The sequence below is a fragment of the Mesorhizobium sp. M5C.F.Cr.IN.023.01.1.1 genome (assembly GCF_003997585.1).
Lineage (GTDB): Bacteria > Pseudomonadota > Alphaproteobacteria > Rhizobiales > Rhizobiaceae > Mesorhizobium > Mesorhizobium wenxiniae.
Window position 1 is genome coordinate 12,530 of sequence record NZ_RZSU01000068.1, and the last position, 21,854, is coordinate 34,383.

The window sequence follows — 21,854 nt, forward strand, 5'->3', positions numbered from 1 at the left end:
TCTGGTGATACCCCGCAACCACGACGCTGTGTTGGCGCTCACCTGGAAGGCGGCGGATCATGAAGACCTTGAGACGATCATCGGGCCTTCCGGTTATCGAGCACGCCTAGTTGGAACGGAGCGGCGCCCAGATCCCGACGGACCCGTGATGTCGTTCGAGATCAATTGGCGGCGACCTGACAAGTCACCGCGGCCGACGGATTTATTGACGGGCGAGCATTGTGACATCGAGAAGTTTGATCTCCTCAGCGAAGCGATAACCGCTACAGTGATCGCCAAGCGGCCGGGCACCAAGGCCGGCAATGGAATTCGGATCGCGTATCGGCAGCCTGAAACGGGCATCGCTTCTTCACGCCGCTTTCGATATATCTGTCGAGCGCAAGGCATAGATCGGCAACAGGCAGCAAGATTTGGCACAACGATCGGGTAGCGCAGACCTTCCACTTCATGGCGGACGCGTACCGAAATGGCTCGGCGACCGGATGATGCGCCTTGGCGCGGTCATGTGCGAGGCGATCATTCACCACTACGGTCGCGAGGAGTTGCTGCGCCGACTGGCGCATCCCTTCTGGTTCCAATCGTTTGGCGCCGTCATGGGGATGGACTGGCATTCATCCGGCATCACGACCAGCGTCATCGGCGCCTTGAAACGCGGGTTGGCTCCGCTATCAGGCGAACTTGGTATTCACGTGTGCGGCGGCCGCGGCGCGCATTCACGCAAGACCCCGCACGAGCTTGCCGTCATCGGCGAGCGCGTCGGCTTCGACGGAACAGGCCTGGCAGCTGCCAGCCGGCTCGTCGCCAAGGTTGACAGCGCCGCCGTTCAGGACGGCTTCGACCTCTATCTGCATGGCTTTATCGTGACCAATGATGGCGACTGGGTCGTGGTGCAGCAGGGCATGAACGGCGACAGCAAGGTGGCGCGCCGCTATCACTGGCTGTCCGAAGGCCTGAAGAGCTTCGTCGACCAGCCGCATGCCGCCATCGAGGGCGCCAACCAGGGCGAGATCGTCAATCTGACCGACCGCCGCGCCGACGCTTCGCGCAAGGGACAGCTGGAACTCCTGCAGGACCTCGGACCGGATCGCATTCTGAGGGAATTCGCCGCGCTTGAGCATGACGTGGCCGCAGCGCCGGAGCCCGACCAGCCAATGCTGCCGCACCTGGTCATGCCGGCACATCACGACGTTCGCGAAAGCGATGTCGTCATGCGCCGCCTTCATGGGAACATGGCGGCGGCTGCCGAGCGTGGCCCCGCCGATTTCTCCGATCTTCTTCTGGTCCCCGGCGTCGGTGCGCGCACGGTGCGGGCGCTGGCTCTGGTTGCCGAGGTTCTGCATGGCGCGCCATGCCGGTTTTCCGATCCGGGCCGCTTCTCGCTGGCGCATGGCGGCAAGGACAGGCATCCATTCCCCGTGCCGCTGAAAGTCTATGACGAGACGATCGGCGTGCTGAAGTCCGCCGTCCACAAGGCCAGGCTCGGCCGCGACGAAGAAATCGGTGCCTTGAAGCGGCTCGACGACCAGTCACGGCAGGTCGAACGCTATGCCACAGGCCCCAGCCTGAAGGAAATTGTTGCCGGAGAGTTCGATCAGTCGCATCTGCTCGGCGGCCGCAGCGTATTCGGCTGGGAGGCCGCACCCGAGACGCCCGCGGACATCAAACAAATCAAACAAAACTGATAATCGGGTCCGGATCGCAATTCAGCGGACCTGGCCTGATCCGCATTCGGCTTCAGCCATCCAGATCGATCAAGGCGATCCCGAGTTCCGGGCGTTTTCTGCGGCGCAGGTGACCAGGCGCTTCCACCAAAGTGACTTCGAGTGTCGGCCGAACGATGCCTTCGAGCAGATGCCCGCCGCGCGTGGTGCCATCGCGCAACCCGAGCACCGCGTGGATGTGAAGGCTGGGCTTGCCGTCGTCGCCGATCGCGACATCGCCGATCGCGCTGAGCACCTCGCACTGTTCGCGGACCGGGATTTTGCGAAAAGTCTTTTGCCCAAAGTCGAACCAGCCGACGGTCGCCGCTTCGAAGGCGCCGAGCGCGGTCAGCGAGGCGCCGCCAATGTCCTGATCGATCGCGAAAGAGGTAAGCGCCGCGAACGCTTCCTCGCCAGGATCAAGCACCACCACGAATGTCCTTTGTCCGGCGCTTTCGGCGACGAGCTGCGATTTCATGGGTTCACTCCAGACACAGTGTCGGCTTTGCGTTGTGTTTCGATCGAGAGTTCGAACGGAAAGCTGGCTCGCGAGTTCCCAACAGCTTGGTCTGATTTGAACATCGTTGCGCCGTCTGACTATCGAAGAATGCAGTGGTCCGGAACAAGATCGCGCAGGAAACATTGTTCCCCGCAGCTATCTCTGAGGGAGCGGACGTGGCGCCAACTGAAATCATCGTCAGGCGTGGGCCAACGCCGCGTGAGTTCTGGATTGGTCTTGGGCGCGCCTTCGCCGGAGCGTTGATCTTCGCCGTCCCGGTGCTGATGACCATGGAAGCTTGGGCGCTGGGATTTCACCTTCACCCACTGCGGCTCGCCCTGTTCCTCGCTGTCACTTTGCCAATGCTGGTGCTGCTGCACAAGTACGGAGGCTTTCGCCAGACGGTGGCGCTTCGCGACCGCATCGCCGATGCTTTTGTGGCCATACTTGTGGCCGCTGTGGCGGCTGCTGCGGTGTTTTTTATTTTCGGCATCGTGACCGTCGAAATGCCGCTACGGGAGGTGATTGGCAAAATAGCGGTGCAGGTTGTCCCCGGCAGTCTAGGAGCATCTTTGGCACGCGCTCAGCTTGGCCCGAGTTTGTTGGAGGAGGAGGATATTCCCGAGCCCGGCTACACCGGAGAGTTGTTCCTGATGGTGGTCGGAGCTCTGTTTCTATCGGTGAACATCGCACCAACGGAGGAGGTCGTCCTCATCGCTTACAAGATGCGCCCCTGGCAGGAAATCGCTCTGGTGGTGGTCACCCTCGCTCTCATGCACGCCTTCGTCTATGAGTTCGAATTCCGCGGCTCGCACAGTCCCGAGCCAGGCGCTGGATTCGTCAGCATCTTCTTTCGCTATGCAATCGTCGGCTATGTCCTGGTGATGCTTGTGAACCTTTATATCCTGTGGACCTTCGGCAGGACCGATGGCGCCGGCTTTTCGGAGACACTCAGTGCAGTCGTGGTTCTGTCGTTTCCTGGCGCACTCGGGGCGGCGGTTGCGAGGCTCATTCTGTGACAAAGAATCCCGCAAAAGGCGACAAGCAACAGAAGCAGCAGTCCGACAAGAAAGGAATGACACGCAAACCCGGGACTTCGGTCACGGAGTGGGTCGTGGCGGGGATAAGCTCGGTAGCCCTGCTTGCCGTGCTCAGCTATCTTGTCGTCGATGGCTTGAGCACGCGCGATGGGACCGCCCGGATCGTTGTGCTGCCGCTCGCGGTCGCGGTCACCGAGGGCGGCTATGTGGTCGAGTTCGCCGCCGCAAACAGGGCGGGGAAATCAGTTGCTGCTGTCGAGATCAAAGGTGAACTCCGCAATGGCGATGAGGTCGTCGAGGAGAGCAGCGCTACGCTCGACTATGTCCCACAGAAATCCCAACGGAAGGGCGCGTTGATCTTTCGTCGAGATCCCGAGGTCTATGACCTGCGCCTCTTTGCTAGTGGATACAGTGAACCCTGACCAGTCGAAAACGTCATGGATGAAATGGCTGTGGAACTCGGCATGGATCACGAGGTCAACCGGGCCGGGCGTCAAGGGCTTTGGCGAACAGCACGACGCGTCCAGTCAGCGCCTTTGGACGGGTCGCGAGTTACGATGGTGACCGCTTCGCCCTGCCGTAAAAACGACATGGCTGCAGCAGAACCAACTTGGCCCGTGCCTTCGAGAATGATGTGCATGGCCGATCCCTTCGCTCCCTAGAGCGGTTTTCGTTTCACGGAAACGCCGAACCGCTCTATCTCTTTGTTTTTGCGCAATTCCGGACGGAAAACCGTTCACACTTTTCCTGGAATTGCTCTATTCCTCCGGGGCGGTGGCAGGAGCCGTATAACGGCGACGTACTGCATCCAGAACGTGCTTGCGGCTTTCCTGCGCCGAGAGCATTTCGTCTTTTTCTGCCTCGGCGGTTTCGCGCGCCAGCTCCTTGTCCCTGATCTGATGGCGAAACCATTCGGAATAGTCGCCGGCGCGCAGGTGATGCTCCCAGGTCCCGTCGTCGATGCCTTCTGCGATCTGAGCGAAGATCATCAGGTTGTGGGCCCGAAGATTCATCGCGTTGTCGGGACCTCTGAAATAGAAGCTGCCGGCCTCGTCGAGTTGACCTTCCGCATATTTACGGCTGTGACGCTTGAGCGACTGGCGCGGCTCGATCGCTTTGACCACGGCAATTTTCTTGCGGGCTTGCGGCCGCCAGAACAGCACGCGCTCGCCTTTTGGCGAGGGAATATCCTTTGGCGGCTTGGTATCCGTCTCATGACAAAAGGCCTTGATGACATTCTTGGCCTTGGGACCGAGCGCAATGACGGCAGTGACCAGACGCAGGGCATCGGTCGAAATCGCTTCCGGATGAACGGTGATCAGGACAGTGCCAGGTAATTCCAAGGACAGGACGGCGCGCGTGTCGTCGCGCTTCTTGGGGAGAAGATGATGCGCCTCGTCGATGATTAGCCAGTGTGGCCTCGCTGTACGGAAGCGGAAACTGCCAAGGCCGGGAAGCAGATCGGCAAAGAAGTCCGGTCGCTCATGGACCCGCAACGCCAGCCCATTGACGACCACACTGGTGTCCGGCTTCTCGATCAGGTCGAGCACTTGTGCCTTTGTCGGTTCGCTCGAGCCATCGCCTATCCGGACGGCGCCTTCGAGGCCATCATAGTCGCCTTCCGGGTCGAAAACGCAGAACTGAAAGCCGTTCTCGACGAAGCGTTCCGTCAGCGCGATGGCCAAGGTGGATTTACCGATGCCGGAGCTTCCGGCGATCAGAACCGTGTCGGTCGGCGTCAGATAGACTTCGTCGCCGCCGACCGAGCCGAGAAGGATGCCGTCACGGCGTTTTCGGACAAATTCCCGATCGCGCTTTACCAGTTTTTCGATCAGCTCTTCGACGCCTTTTCCACGCGCGCCGCGCGTTACAAGGTCCGCGGTATCCTTGACCGCCGCAAGTGCATTGTCGACAGCGACGCTGCAGCCGCAAGCCTGCAGGAAGGCATGATCGTTTTCAGCATCGCCAATACCGACCACATTGTGTGGCGACAGCCTGAGGTCCTCAAGTGCGGCGGCCAGCCCGGTTGCTTTGTTGATGCCGCTGGGCAGGATCATCACCGCGCCCTTGTTGAAGATGATTTCCAGCTCCAGCCCGAGTTCCTTGATGACCTCAAGAACTGTTGCCTGGTGTGGTTCCCAGGTCGCAACGATCGACCGTCCGACTGAAAGCGGCTTGACGCCGTGTTTCTTCAGTTTGGCGACGAACTTGGGCGCCGGTGCCGGTGAGATCGCACGTTCTTCCTCGCTGGCAGGCGTGTAGATCAACGCCCCATTTTCGGCGACGACCTTGTCGAATAGGCCGAGCTCGGGAAAAACGCGCTTGAGGTCGGGCAGTTCGCGGCCAGTGACGAGGATGAGTTTGCGGCCACTTTTCTTGACCCGTTCGAGGGCTGCAAGCGTCTTTTCAGCTACGATCCCATCGTGCGCCAGCGTGCCGTCATAGTCTGTCGCCAAGGCAATGAAATACATCTGTCGACCATTTCATGTCTGAGTTCGCCGCTGCCACCGTCACACGTGAGGTCGCACGCGATCGAGCTGAGCGGCGACGAGCACTTAGTAGCCGCCGATGATCGGCAATATCTCGCCGGTGATGTAGCTCGAGCAATGCGGTGAGGCGAGAAACACATAGGCCGGCGCGATCTCCTCCGGTTGTGCGGGCCGTTTCATCGGCGTGTCTGCGCCAAATTTCGAAACGTCACCGGCTTGCTTGTCAGACGGGTTGAGCGGCGTCCACACCGGGCCCGGCGCCACGGCGTTCACCCGAATTCCCTTTTCGATAAGATTGCCCGAGAGCGCGCGCGTGAAGGCATGAATGCCGCCCTTGGTCATCGAATAGTCGACCAGCTGCTTTGAGCCCTCGATGCCAGTTATGGAGCCGCTGTTGATGATCGCCGAACCGGGCTTCATATGCGGCACGGCCTCCTGCGCCATGTGGAAATAGCCGTAGAGGTTGGTCTTCAGCGTCGTGTCGAAATGCTCTTCGGTCAGCTCGCTGAAGTCGCTGGAATGGATCTGGAAAGCGGCGTTGTTGACCAGCACGTCGATCCGGCCAAATTCCTTTACCACCTCAGCCACAGCATTGTGGCAGTGGTTGCGTTCGCTGACGTCGGCCTTGACCAGCATGCAGCGCCGGCCTTCGGCTTCGACGGCCCTCTTCGTCTCTTCGGCATCCTTGTCCTCGGTTAGATAGACGATCGCGACGTCCGCGCCTTCGCGCGCATAAAGCACGGCCACGGCTCGGCCGATGCCTGAATCGCCGCCTGTGATGACGGCTACTTTGCCATCTAGTTTTTTTGATCCGATATAGAATGGCGCATCATAGAGCGGCGCCGGCTCAATCGCCCATTCGTGCCCCGGCTTCGGCTGGTGCTGTTCAGGAAAGGGCGGCTCGGGATATTTGCGTGCTCCGGCCTGCATGGCGCCTTGTTGCTTGCCGTTGCCCTTCGATTTGTCCTTGGCGTCGATGCCGCGCTGGATGTGGCGTTGCTTGGCGGCCTCGCCGGCGATTTCCGATTTCATCTGCATGGCTGTCTCCTTGGCTTGGAGAAGGGACAACGCATGTCCGGCGAAAAAGTTTACGCGACGGCGTCATTCCTTCAGTAGCGAACCAAAACGCCAGGAAATCGACCGGCGTTGCCCAACTGGCAACGAATGACGCGGCCGGACGTTTGGGCAGAAGCGGTGTCCGAGAACCTGAAGGCGCGCTAGCCAGGCAGAAGGTATTCCGAGGCTGGTGACCTGGAGATTTCCCGCTTCTCGGCCGTACAGGCGATTTTGACACTGGATCGCGCCAAGGGAGAGGAAAATGGCTGAAGGTCATACCAAACTAAGCGGGCCGGACCTGGTCGAGGGCATCGCGTTATCCGACCTTCCCGATGGCGGAAAGCTCCTCGGCCATTGCGGCGATGAGCAGGTGCTGCTGGTGCGCCGCGGGGCCGAGGTCTTCGCCATCGGGGCGACATGCACACATTATGGCGGGCCGCTCGTCGACGGTCTTGTGGTGGAAGACACCGTCCGGTGCCCCTGGCATCACGCGTGCTTCGACTTGCGTACAGGCGAGGCCTTGCGCCCCCCTGCTTTTAATCCACTCGCTTGCTGGTCGGTGGAACAACGCGATGATCGGATATTCGTGGGAGAAAAGCGCAAACGGACGGCACCGAAGCAGCGCAATGGAAGCTCCGGCCAGGTTCCGCAGAAAATCGTCATTATCGGTGGCGGCGCGGCCGGTTTCGCGGCGGCAGAAAAGCTGCGGCGCGAACACTATCTAGGCAGCATTGTCATGCTCAGCAACGACGAAGCGCCGCCCGTTGATCGGCCCAATCTTTCCAAGGACTACCTCGCCGGCAAAGCACCTGAGGATTGGATTCCGCTCCGCCGAGAAAGCTTCTACTCGAAGAACGATATCGACCTGCGTCTCAATGCGAACGTCGCCAGCATCGATGCACGTTCTGGCGAAGTTGTACTCGCGGACGGGGCCCGGACTCCCTACGACAGGCTACTCCTTGCGACCGGAGCCGAACCGGTTCGCCTGACCATACCCGGCGCCGACCAACCACACGTTCACACGCTGCGCTCGTTCGCAGACTGCAAGGCGATCATCGAGCGAGTCACGACTGGGCGCCGCGCCGTCGTGCTTGGCGCCAGTTTCATTGGACTCGAGGTTGCCGCGGCCCTGCGCTCGCGCGAGATCGAAGTTCATGTCGTGACGCCGGAAAAACGGCCCATGGAACGGATCCTGGGTCCGCAAATGGGCGACTTCATCCGCGCCCTCCATGAGGAGAATGGTGTCGTATTCCATCTCGAGGACACCGCGAGCAGCATCGACGGCAGCAAGGTGAAACTCAGCAGTGGCGATACGTTGGCGGCGGATTTCGTCGTCGCCGGCATCGGCGTGCGACCGCGGACAGGGCTTGCCGAAACGGCGGGGCTCATCCTTGACAGCGGTGTCGTCGTGAACGCCTTTTTGGAGACGAGCGCACCAGGCATCTTCGCGGCCGGCGACGTTGCGCGGTGGCCAGATCCTCACAGTGGCGAGAACATTCGGGTCGAGCATTGGGTGGTTGCCGAGAGGCAGGGGCGAACCGCGGCCCTCAACATGCTCGGCCATCGCGAGAAATTCGTCGCCGTGCCTTTCTTCTGGAGCCAGCATTACGATGTTCCCATCAACTACGTCGGCCATGCCGCGCAATGGGACGAGATCGTGGTCGATGGAGACATCTTTGCCAAGGATTGCCTGCTCCGCTTCAAGCGCGAAGGGCGTACGCTCGCTGTCGCTTCGATCTTCCGCGACATCGAAAGTCTAGGGGCCGAGGTGGAAATGGAGCGCCAAATGGCCTAGCGAGCGCCCCGCCTTCCGTGGCGATCAGCATTCAATTGCGCTTCCTGACTGGAGCTCGCGGGCAATGATCCAGTCGGCTGCCGCCGCGAGATCGGCGACGGTAGCGGTCGGCTGCGGATCAAACCGTTTCTCATCGCCCTGCCGGTATTTGCCTGTCCGCACCAGCAATGCGCCCGAAAGTCCGGCGCGCAGGGCGCCAGCTGTATCGGCCTCGGCGTCGTCGCCGACCATGATCGCCTGATCTGGCAGACAGTCCATGCTTGCCAGCGCCGACAGAAAGAATGCCGGCGAGGGCTTGCCGAGAACGTTTGCGCGTTTCAGGGAGGCAAATTCCAATGCCGCGACGAATGGCCCTGCATCGAGGCTGAGCCCGCCGTCAGCATCCCGAAACGTCCGGTTGGTGGCAAGGGCCAGCAATTCGGCCCCCGCGCTCAGCTCGCGGAACGCATCATTCAACGCCGCATATGTGAAGGCATCTCCGGCATCGCCGACGATGACGGCGCGCTTGTCGCGATCCGGCAGTTCGCAAAAATCCGGCGCAAGGCCGGGGTGAACCAACAAGTATGGCGCACGGCCATTCCGAAGGAGCCATTCGCGTGCAGCGTGCGCCGGGGTGAAAACGTCTGCGGTGGTAACCGTGAGTCCCATCGCCTCCAGACGTTGGAGGACGCTCTGTTTCGACGAGCGCGTGGTATTGCTTACGAAGCGTATGGCCAAACCGGCCTGGCGCAACCGCGCGACGGCGTCGATCCCGCCTGGTATGGCGGTCTCGCTATCATAGATGACGCCTGCGAGGTCCAGCAGTACACCCCTGATCATCGGTCCAGCATGACCACGAGTCCGCCATGCGTCAAATCCGGAACTAGGCCATTGTTGTTCCTTTTGGATCAGGGCGGGCAGGCGCACTCGATTAACCGACGGTCATTGCCACCATTCGGGGAAGGCCGTGCGTGCGGCTTCGGCCAGCGTCGCGATCTCCTCGTCGGGAACTGAGCTGTACGGCCAGAGCAGTCGCGGGCCAAGCGGCGCCCAGCCGCCGGCCGCCGCCATCGCTTTGTCGAGCGCCGCATCGCTGACATCGTAGCGAGCGCGAAAAGGCAGAACGTGGGTGGCGAGAAAACTCTGGATGCGCGTCTCGACCTCGGCAGCGGCCGCCGCATCGGTGCGGATCATACGCCACCACGTCACCGCGCCCTTCGGGTTGAGGCAGGCGACATTGGAGTAGCTGCCGTGGGCGCCCTGGACATACCCCGTCGCCAGCGCATGGCCGGGCACGAAGACCGAAAATCCCGGCAGTTCGCGACGCATGTCGGCGTACCAGCTGGTATCGCCGCCCGGCAGCTTGGCGCCGATCAGCGAGGGCACGGCTGCACGCAGCCTGGCGATGCCTTCGAGCGTCAGGCGGCGCTTGGCGTGCGGTGGATTGTAGAGCACCAGCGGGGTGTCAGGCGCAGTCTCGCACAGCCCACCGACGAAGCGCATGACCTCGTCGTCGCTGGGCGGCCACCAGTCGGGCAAGGTGAATTGCACTGCCGCCGGGCGAAGCGCCGACACCCGCGTCAGACGGTCGCGCGCGACGCGCGGATTGGACTGGCTGATGCCGATCTGGAAAGGCAGGCGCGCGCGGCCGGCTATCGTGGCCACCAGGTCGCAAAGCCGGTCGAACTCGGGCTCGGTCTGGCAGTGGAATTCGCAGGCGGTGCCGTTGGAATAGATGCCGTCGACTCCCGATGCGCAGAGCCGCGCGATCGTCTCTGCCGTCGCCTCCCAATCGATCGCTCTACGATCGTCGATGGCCAGCATCACTGCACCCCAGACACCGCGCGGCGCATGTGCGGGCAAGTGGGTCAGGTGGTCGTCAGCGCGCATCGGCGATTTCGTGCTCGCGCCGGGTTTCGTTCGACGCAAAAGCGGCCTCGATGATGCCAATGATCTTGCGTCCATAGGCACCGTCGACCGGCACCGGCTTGTCGTCCGCAATGGCATCGCGCATTGCGCTCCATTCGCGCACCAGCGCGTTGTGCATCCAGTTCGGCTCGAACGAGCCGGGCAGGTCGGTCCAGACCGTATCGCGGCCAAGCATCGTGCCGCGGTCCATGTCGATACGCAGCGTTCCCCGCTCGCAGACCAGGTCCATGGCGTAAGTGGTGGCGCCGTTGCGATAGCCAACGCTCTGCACCTGGCCGAGCCCGCCGCCGGCGAAGCGAAGTCCGAGCAGGGCGGTGTCGTCGGCTTCCTGGTCATGGAACTTGGCGCCGAGCATGGCGCTCACCGACACGACGTGTTCATCCATCAGCCAGACCAGGCGGTCGAGCGCATGAATACCGGCCGTCAACAGCATGCCGCCGCCGGTTGCTTTGCGCAGATGCCAGTCGCGGCGATTGTGCTCCATCCAGAGCTTGATGATCCAACTCGATCCGATGAGCGGCCGGCCGAGCGCTCCTTCCTCGAGCATTTGCCTGGCCGCCATGCAGGGCAGGGCGAAATGCATGAGATGGGCGACCATCAGCTTGACGCCACCGGCGGCCACAGCAGCATTGATCGCATCGCAGGCCGCCGCCGTCGGCGCCATCGGCTTTTCCAGCATGATGTGCTTGCCGGCCTCTGCTGCGCCGATGGCCATTTCGGCATGAAGATGGTGAGGGCTGGCGATGAGGACAGCGTCGACATCCTTGTCGTCCAGCAGCTTGCGCCAGTCGGTATAGCCGCGGCCACCGTGTTCAGCGGTGAAGCCGGCCAGGGCATCGTTATTCCCGCGGCACGATGCGACGAGATGCAGGCCGTGCACTTCCTTGATTGCCCTTGCATGGGCCGCGCCGAAATCGCCAGCCCCGATAATGCCTATTCCAATCATCGTCTTGCCTTTTCATACGCGGCATCGATCAGCGACATCGCCGCAACATAGTCATCGATCGAAATCGCCGGCGGCGCTTTTCGAGCCAGCCGGGAGAGCGTGTCGCTCATGCAGAGGCGGTAGCGCGTCGCCGGCAACTCGATCGGCAAGTCGACGATAGCGCCATCGTCAAGTGTCGCACAGATGGCGCGGTCGCCATAGTCGATGAGGGTCGCATTCTTACTGACGATGCGCCATTCGAAGTCGCCGCCGGGGCGCATTGACGCGAAAGTGTATCCTGCCTCGACGAGGAACAACGCTCCGGCAGAGTCTTCCAGTACAAGCAGCGCATGGTCCTCGACCGGGGCGCGGTGAATGCGGTTCTCGATCGAAACGGCTTTGAGCCCAAGCCCGCCGGTTGCCAGGCTGAGCGCGGCGTCCACGCCGTGTATGCCGAGGTTCCTCAGCGCGCCGCCGCCGCCGATCGCCGGATCCACGACCCAGGCGACGCCTTCGGCCGCATAGCGCTGCGGCGGGCCATTGACCAGCCGGAACTGGCAATGCGCAACCGCACCGGCCCGGCCTTGCTGGCGCAGCCGTTCAAAGGCGGTGACGGCCGGTCCAAAGCGGTTGGGCAGGGGAACGCTGACAAAGGTCCGGTGCTGCCTCGCCAGGTCGCGCAGCCCGGCCAACGCTCCGGTGCTGCTCGCCGCCGGCTTTTCCAGGATCAGCGGTATGCCGGCTTCGATGACGGCACGCGCCCGCGCGAGCACCGTAGAAGGATGTCCCATCAGCAGGATCACGTCCGGTGGGCTGGAGAGGGTTTTCGCAAAATCGGTGATGAGCGGCAAATGATGACGCGTCGCGAAGGCGCGCGCATGCTCCGCGTCCCCATCCCAAATGCCGGCAATCTCAGCACCACAAGCACGTGCGGCGTCGAGATGCATTTCGGCGTGCCAATGGCTCGAACCGGCCAGGATGATCTTCATTTCAGAGACGAATCCTTCCTGCTTGCAGGATATCCTACAAGTCGCTATGCTACAAGCATGACCGCTTTGGGATGCGCCATCGGGCGCAATTGCAGCGGCGCTGGGAGCAAAATGTCGGAACCCAAATCGATCTCGGGACCCAAATCCATGTCGGAACCCAAGTCGATCGAACCGCTGACCCGACCGCCGCTGCTTCACGTCAGCGTGCAGGAGAGCCTCAGGAAATATATCCAGAGCAACAAGCTCAAGGCAGGCGATCCCTTGCCTCCGGAGACCTTCCTGGCGCAGCGGCTCGGCGTCGGCCGCAACTCGGTGCGCGAAGCGATCAAGGCGCTGGAGTCGATCGGGATTCTGGAGACGCGTCGCGGCATCGGCGTGTTCGTCAAGGAATTCTCGTTCAAGCCCTTGCTGGATAATTTGGCATATGGCCTGCAAGACTCGTTGCGCGACGTCGAGGAGCTGCGCGAGATCCGCCGCGTCCTTGAAACCGGCCTCATCGCCAAGACCATCGAGATGATCAGCGCCGAAGACATCGCCGCGCTGCGCCAGCTGACCGAAAGCATGCGGCGGCGCGCCGAGCGCCAGGAGAGCTTTGCCGAGGAGGACCAGCAATTCCACCAGCTGCTGTTCCGCTGCCAGAACAATCACATGCTGAGCGCGCTGATCGACATCTTTTGGGTGGCGTTCAACAAGGCCTCGAACTTCACCAGCCTCGACAATCCGACACCGCTGGCGACATGGCGCGACCATGACGAGATCGTCGAGGCCGTCGCCGCCAAGGATGTCGACCGGGCGCGTCAGCGCCTCGACGACCACTACAGGGGGATTCAGCAAGTCATTGCCAAAAACCGAACCACCTGACCCAACGCCGAACTACCTGACAATGCCAAGGGAGGAAACCATGCGCATCAAGACTATCGCTCGTCATCTGGCCATCACCGGACTGCTGCTCGGCGGCCTGGCCACCAGCGTCCAGGCACAGGGCGCCAAGACCATAACCGGGGGCTTCGACGTCGGTCCCGGCGGCTTTCCCAAGAACTTCAATCCGCTGGCTGCGACCGGCGGCTTTACCTGGCTCAGCACCTATTTTGAACCGCTGGTCATCTTCAACGCCGAACTGACCGAACTCGAAGGCGATCTGGCCAAGGACTACAAGGTCAGCGACGATCAGCTGACCTATACGTTCAACCTTGTCCAAGAGACCTGGCACGACGGCAAGCCGTTCACATCCAGGGATGTCAAGTTCACGCTTGAGCTCGCCAGGAACAAGGCGTCCGGCAGTCTGTTTGCCGCCCGTCTCGGCGATATCGCGTCGGTCGACGCGCCGGACGATCGCACCGTCGTCGTCAAACTGTCGAAGCCCAACGGCTCCTTCCTGTCCATTCTCTCGCAGGTGATGATCCTGCCGGAGCATGCCCTGGCCGGGATGCCACCGGAGTCGCTAGCCACAAGCACCTGGTGGTCCACCACTCCGGTCGGCACCGGCCCCTTCAAATTCAATCGCTATGTCAGCGATCAATATGTCGAGCTGGCCGCGGATGACGACTATCGCAGCGGCAAGCCGAAGGTCGATGTGCTCATCAACCGGTATTTTGAGAGCCCGGCGGCGGCCGTTGCCGCGCTGCGCGCCGGCGAAATCCAGTTCACCTATGTCGAACCCGACGACGCGGTATCCTTCAAGAGCGACAGCAATTTCAAGGTGATCGAGGGCGCTTCTTATGTGGTCAACTACATCGGCCTGAACCAGAAGGTCGAGCTCTTTAGGGATGTTCGCGTCCGCCAGGCGATCATGTACGCGATCGATCGAAATGCCATCATCGAGAGCCTCTATGGCGGGGCGGCCAAACCGGCCAACTGCGGCTACGTCGCGCCGCATCTGCTCCCCGAAGGCCTCGAACCCTATGCCTACGATCCGGCAAAGGCCAAGGCCCTGCTTGCCGAGGCGGGCTGGGACAAGATCAACGGCGACAAACCCATCACCTTGCTGACCTATTACGGCTCGCCGCAAGCGGCCAATGTGATGGCCGCCATCCAGTCGATGCTGGCCGAGGTCGGGATCAACGTGGTGCCGCGCGTCGTCGATACGCCGACCTATAACGGCATCGTCTACAAGGAAGGCACGCCGGACTGGAACGCGTTTCCGATGGTCTATGCCGGCCTGCAGAACGGTCCGAATCCGGCTGGCATCAGCCCGGGTCTCAACAAGTCCCAGATTCCGCCGGCAGGCTTCAACACCATGCGCATTGAGTTCGACGATCTGAGCGCTGCATTGGACGCTGCGCTCGGCCAGACCGATCCGGCCAAGATCGATCAATCCTGGCAGGAAGTCTGCAAGGTGATGAACAAGGATCTGCCCTGGGCGACGTTATGGGTGGCCAACCGCTATGGCGTGGCCTCCAACAAGCTGCGTGACTTCGTCTGGACGCCGGCGCCGGCCGGCGGTCCTTATGCGGCTCACCCGGAACGCTGGGACATCGAGTAACAACGCTTGGCAGGCCACTCCCAGCCCGCCGTGCAAGGCGCCGGCATGATGCCGGCTCCGCTCACCATCATTACGGACAGCCAATGCTGAGTTTCATTGCCCGCCGCAGCGCTGCAGGACTGTTGATGCTGGTCGCCTTGAGCGTCCTCATCTTCATTCTGCTGCGGCTGGCGCCCGGCGATCCGATCGACGCATATATCAACCCGTCCAGCCCGATGTCTGCTTCCGACCTCGAAGTCCTGCGCGACCGGCTTGGGCTCGACCAGCCGCTTCCCGTGCAATACCTCGCCTGGCTTCGCGCAGCACTCAGCGGCGACTTCGGCTATTCGATCCAACGCAGCGGCGTTGCCGTGCTGCCCCTGGTCATGGAGCGCATCGGCCCAACCGCGCTGTTGATGGGTACGGGCCTGGCCATCGCCATCGTGCTCGGCATTTCTGCCGGAATTTTCTCCGCCGTCCGCCGTAACGCGCTGCCCGACATCATCCTGTCGGTGGTTGCTTTCGTCGGCATCTCCAGCCCGGCTTTTCTGACGGCACTTCTCGGACTGTACTTTTTCTCGGTGCTGCTGCGGTGGGCGCCATCAGGCGGCATGCAGACCGCTGGCGCACCCTTTTCCGTATCGGACGTGCTCGCGCACCTCGTCCTGCCCGCCTGCCTGCTGTCCATCGGACACGCCGCGCTGATCATGCGCTACATGCGCGCGTCGCTGCTGGAAGTGCTCAACCAGGACTATGTGCGGACCGCGCGTGCCAAGGGAGTGCGCGAATTTTGGGTGATCATCAAGCACGCGACGCGCAATGCGCTGTTGCCTGTTATCACCCTGATCGGCTCGACGGTCGGCATCGCGATCGGCGGCGCCATCTTCCTCGAAAGCGTGTTCAACTGGCCGGGCATGGGGCTGCTGCTGGTCAACGCGGTCGGCACACGGGATTACCCGGTGATCATGGGCGCCACTCTGGTAATCGGCATCTGCGTCATTCTGGTCAATCTCCTGACCGACATCGTCTATGCCGTCGTCGACCCACGCATACAGGTGTCGTGATGACGATCACCGCGCCAGATCCGACCGTCGACCCGACAGCCGTACCGCAAACCAAAGGACCGCTCCGCCGCGCGCTCGACCGTTTCTTTGAGAATCGTGCGGCGCGCGCCGGTCTGCTTATCATCGTCCCCATCCTGCTGGCGGTTTCGACCTATCATTTATGGTGGCCGTTCAGCCCCAACGCCATCGACCTCAGGGCGATCAACAAGGGACCGTCCGCCATTCATTGGCTAGGCAGCGACGGCGTCGGCCGCGACGTCATGGCCCGGCTGATGCAAGGCGGGCGGATCTCGCTGCTGGTCGCCGTCTGCTCCGTCGCCATCTCGATCGTCATCGGCTTCCTCGTCGGCGCCGTCGCCAGCTTCGGCGGACGTCTTGTCGACGGCACGGTGATGCGCTTCGTCGACCTCGCAATGACGCTGCCGCCGGTGATCTTCCTGCTCGTGCTCGCTTCGATAGCCGGCACCGGCATTGCCCCGACCATCCTGGTGATCTCGCTGCTCTCCTGGCCGGTGCTGTCGCGCATGGTGCGCGCCCGGCTGCTCGAGCTGCGCGAGCGTGACTTCGTCGTTGCCGCCCGCGGCATGGGGGCGGGGCTGCCGCATCTCCTGTTCCGTCACGGCCTGCCGAACTGCATCGACATTCTTGTCGTCTACGCCACGCTGCAGATCGCCAACGCCATTCTGCTCGAAGCTGGCCTCTCCTTCCTCGGCCTCGGCATCGCGCCGCCCGAAGCCAGCTGGGGCAACATGCTCAATCTCGCCCGCTCCACAGTGGTGCTCGAACAATATCCCTGGCAATGGATGTTTCCCGGCGCCGTGCTCGTGCTCACCGTCCTGGCCATCAACTTCATCGGCGATGGCTTGCGCGATGCATTCGACCCTCGTTCCGATCTCAACTGACCCAAAGGTTTTTCAAAATGCCCCTGTTTACCGGTGTCGTGCCACCCGTCGTCACCCCGCTCCATTCCGATTTCACCATTGATTTTGCGTCGTTCACCCGGACGATCGAAAACCTGCTCGACGGCGGCGTTCACGGGCTCTTCGTGCTCGGCTCGACCAGCGAGGTGGTCTTCCATGACGAGGCCGGCCGCAGGGCCATCATCGAGCACGCGGTCAAGGTCAACAACGGCCGCGTTCCGATCTTCGCCGGGGTCATCGACCCGACGACCGATCGTGTCATCAACCACGCCAAGATGGCCAGATCGGCCGGCGCCGACGCCGTCGTGGTCACCGCGCCGTTTTATACCCGCACCAGCCAGCCCGAGATCGGCGATCACTTCCGCTATATCAAGGACGCGGTCGACATCCCCATCATCGCCTACGACATCCCGGTCTGCGTTCACGTCAAGCTGGAGCGCAAGACCACGGTCGGCCTTGCCGGCGAGGGCGTTATCGCCGGGATCAAGGATTCCAGCGGCGATGACGGCAATCTGCGTTATGTGCTCAAGGATATGGCCAACGATCCGAATTTTTTCGGCATGACCGGGTCCGAGATACTGGTCGACAGCGTGCTTGCCATGGGCGCGCATGGTGTCGTGCCAGGCCTCGCCAATGTCGACCCGCACGGCTACGTCAAGCTGTGGAACCTGATGCAGGCGGGTCAGCACGCCGAAGCCCGCCTGGAGCAGGAGCGGCTGCTGAAGCTGTTCGAGATCGTCTGGATCTCGCTCGGCAGGACAAGCGCCGGCTCGGCCGGCGTCGGCGCCTTCAAGACCGCGATGAAGAGCCTCGGCATCATCGCCTCCAACACCATGGCGCGACCGCAACGCAGCTTGAACGACGAGGAAACCGCAAAGGTCGAAATTGTCCTGCGCGACGTCGGGTTGCTGCGCTGACCGTGGACGCTCCGATTCTCTCGATTTCCGGTCTGCGGGCGGTGTTCCGTATCGCCGGACGCGACATCGCCGCCGTGCAGGACGTCGATCTGGTGATAGGTTCGGGCGAGACGGTTGCGCTCGTCGGCGAATCCGGATCGGGCAAATCCGTCACCAGCCTGTCGATCATCGGCCTGCTGCCGAAGAAGATCGGACACATCGCCGAGGGATCGATCGCGCTGCGGCGCAGGGATGGCACGGTCACCGAGCTCACCGGCCTCGATCCCGAGTCGCTGCGCAAGGTGCGCGGCAACGACATCGGCATGGTGTTCCAGGAGCCGATGACCAGCCTCAATCCGGTCTATACCATCGGCGAACAGATCGCCGAGCCGATCCGCATCCATCTCGGCAAGTCGCATCGTGACGCGGCCGCCGACGCCGTGCGGCTGCTGGCTCAGGTCGGCATTCCCGACCCTGATCGGCGGGCGCGGCAATACCCGCACGAGCTGTCGGGAGGGATGCGCCAGCGCGCCACCATCGCCATGGCCTTGTCCTGCGATCCGACCCTGCTGATCGCCGACGAGCCGACCACCGCGCTCGACGTCACCATTCAGGCCCAGATTCTTGACCTGCTGGCCGAGCTGCAAGCGCAACGCGGCATGGGCATTCTGTTCGTCACGCACAATCTCGGCGTCGTTGCCGAGATCGCCGACAGGGTCGCGGTGATGTATGCTGGGCGCATCGTGGAATCGGGTCCGGTGAGCGAGGTGTTCACCCGTCCGCGTCATCCCTACACCGCTGGGCTGATGCGTTCGGTGCCGCGGCTTGGCCAAGCCACCACGCTGAAGGCAGCAGGAACGCCGCTTCCAACCATCGCCGGCAATGTTCCGTCGCTGGCCTTGTTGCCTAAGGGCTGCTCCTTCGCGCCGCGTTGCGCCCTGGCTATCGATGCCTGCCGCGCTGCGGTACCGCCACTATTCGCGGCGACGTCGACCCAGCAAAGCCGTTGTTTGCGCTGGGAGGATCTCTGACCGTGGACGCCCCCTTCCTTTCGGTCAAGCACCTGACCAAGCATTTTGCGCCGACGGCGTTCTCGCGCGGTCCCGTCGTCAGGGCGCTGGAAGATATTTCCTTCGATATTGCGCGCGGCCAGGTGGTCGGCCTCGTCGGTGAATCCGGATCGGGCAAGACCACGATCGGCCGCTCGGTGCTGCGTCTCATCGAGCCGACATCCGGCGAAATAAGCTTTGACGGCATCGATATCACCAAGCTGAGCGCCGGGCCGCTGGCTCGCCAGCGCCGAAAGATGCAGTATATTTTCCAGGATCCGTTCGCCAGCCTGTCGCCGCGCATGACCATCGGGCAGATCCTGACCGAAGGCCTGGATATTCAGGGCATCGGCAACAGGCGCGAGCGGCGGGCGAGGGCGGAGAAGGCACTTGCTGCGGTCGAGTTGCCAGTCGATGCCTATGATCGCTACGCCCACGAATTTTCGGGCGGGCAGCGTCAGCGCATCGGCATCGCCAGGGCGCTTACGCTCGAACCCGAATTCATCGTCGCCGACGAGCCGGTCTCTGCCCTCGATGTCTCCATTCAGGCGCAAATCATCAATCTTCTGCGCGACCTGCAGGTCCGGCTCGGTCTGACCATGCTGTTCATTTCGCATGACCTGGCCGTCGTCGAATATATCTGCGACACGGTGATCGTTCTCTATCTCGGGCGCATCATGGAAGTTGCACCGGCGGCCGCGCTCTATGCCCGTCCGCAGCATCCCTATACGCGCGCGCTGCTCTCGGCCATTCCGTCGCTCGACCCACTCGCCAGGCAAGGCCGGCAGGTGCTGAAGGGCGATATTCCAAGCCCCGCAAATCCGCCAACCGGGTGTGTTTTCCGAACCCGTTGCCCGGTTGCGCTGGACGCTTGTGCTGGCATTGTCCCACCGCTGCGGGCAACGTCCGATGGCCATCTGAAGGCCTGCATTCGCGACGACATCGCCTAGCACTCACTCGATACCCCCGCGCGCGGAAATTGAGCTACTTGTCTTTCCAGAAATCGGCGTGGAGTTGCGCCGCTTCATCGGCAAGCAGCGGGCCGACGACTTCAGTCGGACGCTGCCCAGCTTCGAAAACGATCGTGCAGGGCAGGTCGAGTGTGGGATTCTCGACGTGTGCACCCGTCAGAGCCTTCATGTCATGCTCAGCTAGCCCGAACACGACGCGTCCGATACCCGCCCAATAGATTGTCCCAGAACACATCGCGCAAGGTTCGGCCGAAGTGTAGAGCATGCAGGAGGCCAGCTTTTCGAGACTGAAATTCATCCCCGCCCACGAGGCCAGCAGCCTTTCGGCATGAGCGGTGCGGTCGCCCCCTCCGGATTTGTAACCGTTGAGTTGCTCGCGCAACACATTGCCGTCTTTGTCAGCGAGGAGCGAACCAAAGGGATGTTCGCCAGCATCGCGGGCCTTGCGCGCGACTTCGAACGCCTGACGGAGCAGGCGCTCATCATAGGGGCGTTGTGGCATCGGCAGATCCTCCGGCAGCGCCGTTTGATCATAGTGCCGAACAATCCGCCGTCTCAAGTCGGCGGATTCAGTCAACAACCTAGTAGGCACGCCGGCGCGGTAGCCGCGGCCCGAATCAAAATCACACGGGTCGATCCGTTCGAGCTTGAAGTTCGGCTATTCAAACGGTGACGGCGGTAGGATGAAATCCGGGCCGGTACAGAAGTCTTCGGCGACGCGGGGTTGGCATCCATAAGACGTCGCTCGCGCTTGGCGCTAGGCCCGGACGAGGACTATTGAGCTTGCGTAAGCCATTTGGGCCTGGGCACAGCCTGCAACAGGCTTTGCGTATATTCGTGGCGAGGCGCCCCGAACAGCGCCGAGGTTTGGCCTTCCTCGACAATCCTTCCATCTTTCATGACCATGATCCGGTCCGCGAAATGGCGCACGATCGGCAAATCATGTGTGATGAAAATATATGAGAGGCGGAGCCTGGTCCTAAGGTCGGCCAGAAGGTCGATGACCTGCGCCTGGATAGAGACGTCGAGCGCCGAAACCGCCTCGTCGCAGACGATCAGTTCCGGCTCACTCGCAAGCGCGCGCGCAATGGCGATGCGCTGTCGCTGGCCGCCGGAAAACTGGTGCGGGTAGCGGTCGGCGTGCTCCGGCAACAGCCCAACCAATTCCAGGAGCTCTGCCACTCGAGCTTTCCACCTGTTCTTCGGCAGAATATCGCGGTGGATCACCCAGGGTTCGGAAATGATGGAGTAAACGCGCATGCGCGGATTCATCGATCCGAATGGATCCTGGAAGACCATCTGGACCTTGCGCCGAAACGCCATAAGACGCTTCTCGTTCATTTCGAAGATGTTCTCACCGGCAAACACGGCCTTGCCTGAGCTTGGCGTGTTCAGCCCCAACAGCATGCGTGCGACGCTCGATTTGCCGGAGCCGGATTCGCCGACAATGCCGAGCGTTTCTCCTCTCCTGACTTCGAAGCTTATGTCATCCACCGCCTTGAACGTCCGCTTGCTGCTGAAGGCTCCGGAAGCAAGCACGTAATGCTTGGTGAGATGTTCCACCTTGAGCAGGGTTTCGACGGCGATCTTCGTCGAACGCCTGTTCGGCGCCTCCGCTGCGTTGCCGTGGGGCAGGGCGGAGATGAGGCGGCGCGTATAGCCGTGCTGCGGATTGCTGAAGACCTCCTTGGCGATGCCTGTCTCCACAACCTTGCCGCCGTTCATGACGATAATCCGGTCCGCCATGGCAGCAGCGACTTCGAGGTCGTGGGTAATCATGATCAACGCCATGCCGGTCTCAAGCTGGAGATCGCGCAGCAGATCGAGGATCTGCGCTTGCACGCTGACGTCCAGAGCGGTCGTCGGCTCATCGGCGATCAGGATGTCCGGTTTCAACGCGATCGCCATGGCAATCATCACGCGCTGACGTTGTCCGCCGGAGAACTGATGCGGATAGAAGTCGACGCGGTTTTCCGGCTCTGGAATGCCGACGCGCCGAAGCAGTTCTATCGTCTTGGCGCGTGCGTCCTTGCCGGCTCCCGCGCCGTGGCTCTCATAGATCTCCTTGATCTGACGCCCCACCGTGTAGACT

22 protein-coding genes are annotated in these 21,854 nt (G+C 62.1%); 12 read left to right on the forward strand and 10 right to left on the reverse strand.

The window, feature by feature from the left end; translation table 11 throughout:
* The first annotated feature begins 31 nt into the window (after positions 1-31).
* Together EOA78_RS23785 and EOA78_RS23790 are read left to right on the forward strand one after the other, a co-directional pair.
* Entirely contained in the window at positions 32-430 is a 399-nt protein-coding gene (locus tag EOA78_RS23785) for a hypothetical protein (RefSeq protein WP_127317253.1), read from the forward strand.
* A complete protein-coding gene (locus EOA78_RS23790) occupies positions 411-1,682 on the forward strand; it encodes a DUF763 domain-containing protein (protein WP_127317254.1) in 1,272 nt (423 codons plus the stop codon). Before EOA78_RS23785 ends, EOA78_RS23790 begins: the two co-directional genes overlap by 20 nt.
* A gap of 52 nt (positions 1,683-1,734) precedes the next feature.
* Here EOA78_RS23790 and EOA78_RS23795 read toward each other — a convergent pair whose 3' ends face one another.
* Complete coding sequence (locus EOA78_RS23795; protein WP_127317255.1) at positions 1,735-2,178, reverse strand: PPC domain-containing DNA-binding protein; 444 nt, start codon at positions 2,176-2,178, stop codon at positions 1,735-1,737.
* A gap of 197 nt (positions 2,179-2,375) precedes the next feature.
* Here EOA78_RS23795 and EOA78_RS23800 point away from each other — a divergent pair, with 197 nt between their 5' ends.
* Both EOA78_RS23800 and EOA78_RS23805 read left to right on the forward strand, forming a co-directional pair.
* Entirely contained in the window at positions 2,376-3,218 is an 843-nt protein-coding gene (locus tag EOA78_RS23800; protein WP_127211765.1) for a TIGR02587 family membrane protein, read from the forward strand.
* Positions 3,215-3,661, forward strand: coding sequence for a TIGR02588 family protein (locus tag EOA78_RS23805; RefSeq protein ID WP_245477695.1), 447 nt, complete (start codon positions 3,215-3,217; stop codon positions 3,659-3,661). The genes EOA78_RS23800 and EOA78_RS23805 overlap by 4 nt, the downstream gene beginning before the upstream one ends.
* A 71-nt stretch (positions 3,662-3,732) precedes the next feature.
* Here the strand turns inward: EOA78_RS23805 and EOA78_RS36155 are convergent, their stop codons facing one another.
* From EOA78_RS36155 to EOA78_RS23815, 3 genes are all read right to left on the reverse strand, one after another.
* Positions 3,733-3,879 carry a hypothetical protein gene (locus tag EOA78_RS36155; RefSeq protein ID WP_164783906.1) on the reverse strand — a complete coding sequence of 49 codons (147 nt, stop codon included), beginning with the start codon at positions 3,877-3,879 and terminating at the stop codon, positions 3,733-3,735.
* 118 nt (positions 3,880-3,997) lie between these two features.
* Complete coding sequence (locus EOA78_RS23810; protein ID WP_127317256.1) at positions 3,998-5,710, reverse strand: HAD family hydrolase; 1,713 nt, start codon at positions 5,708-5,710, stop codon at positions 3,998-4,000.
* An 84-nt stretch (positions 5,711-5,794) separates the two neighbouring features.
* Positions 5,795-6,766 carry an SDR family oxidoreductase gene (locus EOA78_RS23815; protein ID WP_127317257.1) on the reverse strand — a complete coding sequence of 324 codons (972 nt, stop codon included), beginning with the start codon at positions 6,764-6,766 and terminating at the stop codon, positions 5,795-5,797.
* Between the two features lie 280 nt (positions 6,767-7,046).
* Between EOA78_RS23815 and EOA78_RS23820 the strand changes: the two genes are divergently transcribed.
* A complete protein-coding gene (locus EOA78_RS23820; RefSeq protein ID WP_127317258.1) occupies positions 7,047-8,579 on the forward strand; it encodes an FAD-dependent oxidoreductase in 1,533 nt (510 codons plus the stop codon).
* Between the two features lie 24 nt (positions 8,580-8,603).
* On the opposite strand, the gene EOA78_RS23825 is transcribed toward EOA78_RS23820, so the two are convergent.
* From EOA78_RS23825 to EOA78_RS23840, 4 genes are all read right to left on the reverse strand, one after another.
* Entirely contained in the window at positions 8,604-9,398 is a 795-nt protein-coding gene (locus EOA78_RS23825; RefSeq protein WP_127317271.1) for a TIGR01458 family HAD-type hydrolase, read from the reverse strand.
* 102 nt (positions 9,399-9,500) lie between these two features.
* Positions 9,501-10,448 (reverse strand): dihydrodipicolinate synthase family protein, encoded by a 948-nt coding sequence (locus EOA78_RS23830; protein ID WP_127317259.1) that lies wholly within the window; start codon positions 10,446-10,448, stop codon positions 9,501-9,503.
* Positions 10,438-11,433: a Gfo/Idh/MocA family oxidoreductase gene (locus EOA78_RS23835; protein WP_127317260.1), complete on the reverse strand. Its 996-nt coding sequence runs from the start codon at positions 11,431-11,433 to the stop codon at positions 10,438-10,440. The genes EOA78_RS23830 and EOA78_RS23835 overlap by 11 nt, the downstream gene beginning before the upstream one ends.
* Complete coding sequence (locus EOA78_RS23840) at positions 11,430-12,401, reverse strand: Gfo/Idh/MocA family oxidoreductase (RefSeq protein ID WP_127317261.1); 972 nt, start codon at positions 12,399-12,401, stop codon at positions 11,430-11,432. Before EOA78_RS23840 ends, EOA78_RS23835 begins: the two co-directional genes overlap by 4 nt.
* Positions 12,402-12,548: 147 nt before the next feature.
* Between EOA78_RS23840 and EOA78_RS23845 the strand changes: the two genes are divergently transcribed.
* The 7 genes from EOA78_RS23845 to EOA78_RS23875 all read left to right on the forward strand — a co-directional run bounded on the left by EOA78_RS23845 (position 12,549) and on the right by EOA78_RS23875 (position 19,741).
* On the forward strand, positions 12,549-13,262 hold the full coding sequence (locus tag EOA78_RS23845) for a FadR/GntR family transcriptional regulator (protein WP_127317262.1): 714 nt from the start codon (positions 12,549-12,551) through the stop codon (positions 13,260-13,262).
* Positions 13,263-13,302: 40 nt separating this feature from the next.
* Entirely contained in the window at positions 13,303-14,883 is a 1,581-nt protein-coding gene (locus EOA78_RS23850) for an ABC transporter substrate-binding protein (RefSeq protein WP_127317263.1), read from the forward strand.
* Between the two features lie 83 nt (positions 14,884-14,966).
* Positions 14,967-15,926, forward strand: a complete 960-nt coding sequence (locus tag EOA78_RS23855; RefSeq protein ID WP_127317264.1) for an ABC transporter permease — start codon at positions 14,967-14,969, stop codon at positions 15,924-15,926.
* A complete protein-coding gene (locus EOA78_RS23860; RefSeq protein WP_127317265.1) occupies positions 15,926-16,828 on the forward strand; it encodes an ABC transporter permease in 903 nt (300 codons plus the stop codon). Before EOA78_RS23855 ends, EOA78_RS23860 begins: the two co-directional genes overlap by 1 nt.
* 17 nt (positions 16,829-16,845) lie before the next feature.
* Complete coding sequence (locus tag EOA78_RS23865) at positions 16,846-17,763, forward strand: dihydrodipicolinate synthase family protein (RefSeq protein ID WP_127317266.1); 918 nt, start codon at positions 16,846-16,848, stop codon at positions 17,761-17,763.
* A gap of 2 nt (positions 17,764-17,765) precedes the next feature.
* Positions 17,766-18,773, forward strand: coding sequence for an ABC transporter ATP-binding protein (locus EOA78_RS23870; RefSeq protein ID WP_127317267.1), 1,008 nt, complete (start codon positions 17,766-17,768; stop codon positions 18,771-18,773).
* Between the two features lie 2 nt (positions 18,774-18,775).
* A complete protein-coding gene (locus tag EOA78_RS23875; protein WP_127317268.1) occupies positions 18,776-19,741 on the forward strand; it encodes an ABC transporter ATP-binding protein in 966 nt (321 codons plus the stop codon).
* Positions 19,742-19,775: 34 nt separating this feature from the next.
* Here EOA78_RS23875 and EOA78_RS23880 read toward each other — a convergent pair whose 3' ends face one another.
* Positions 19,776-20,264 (reverse strand): nucleoside deaminase, encoded by a 489-nt coding sequence (locus tag EOA78_RS23880; protein WP_127317269.1) that lies wholly within the window; start codon positions 20,262-20,264, stop codon positions 19,776-19,778.
* 272 nt (positions 20,265-20,536) lie between these two features.
* The coding region (locus EOA78_RS23885; RefSeq protein WP_164783907.1) for an ABC transporter ATP-binding protein at positions 20,537-21,854 on the reverse strand (1,318 nt) is incomplete at its 5' end.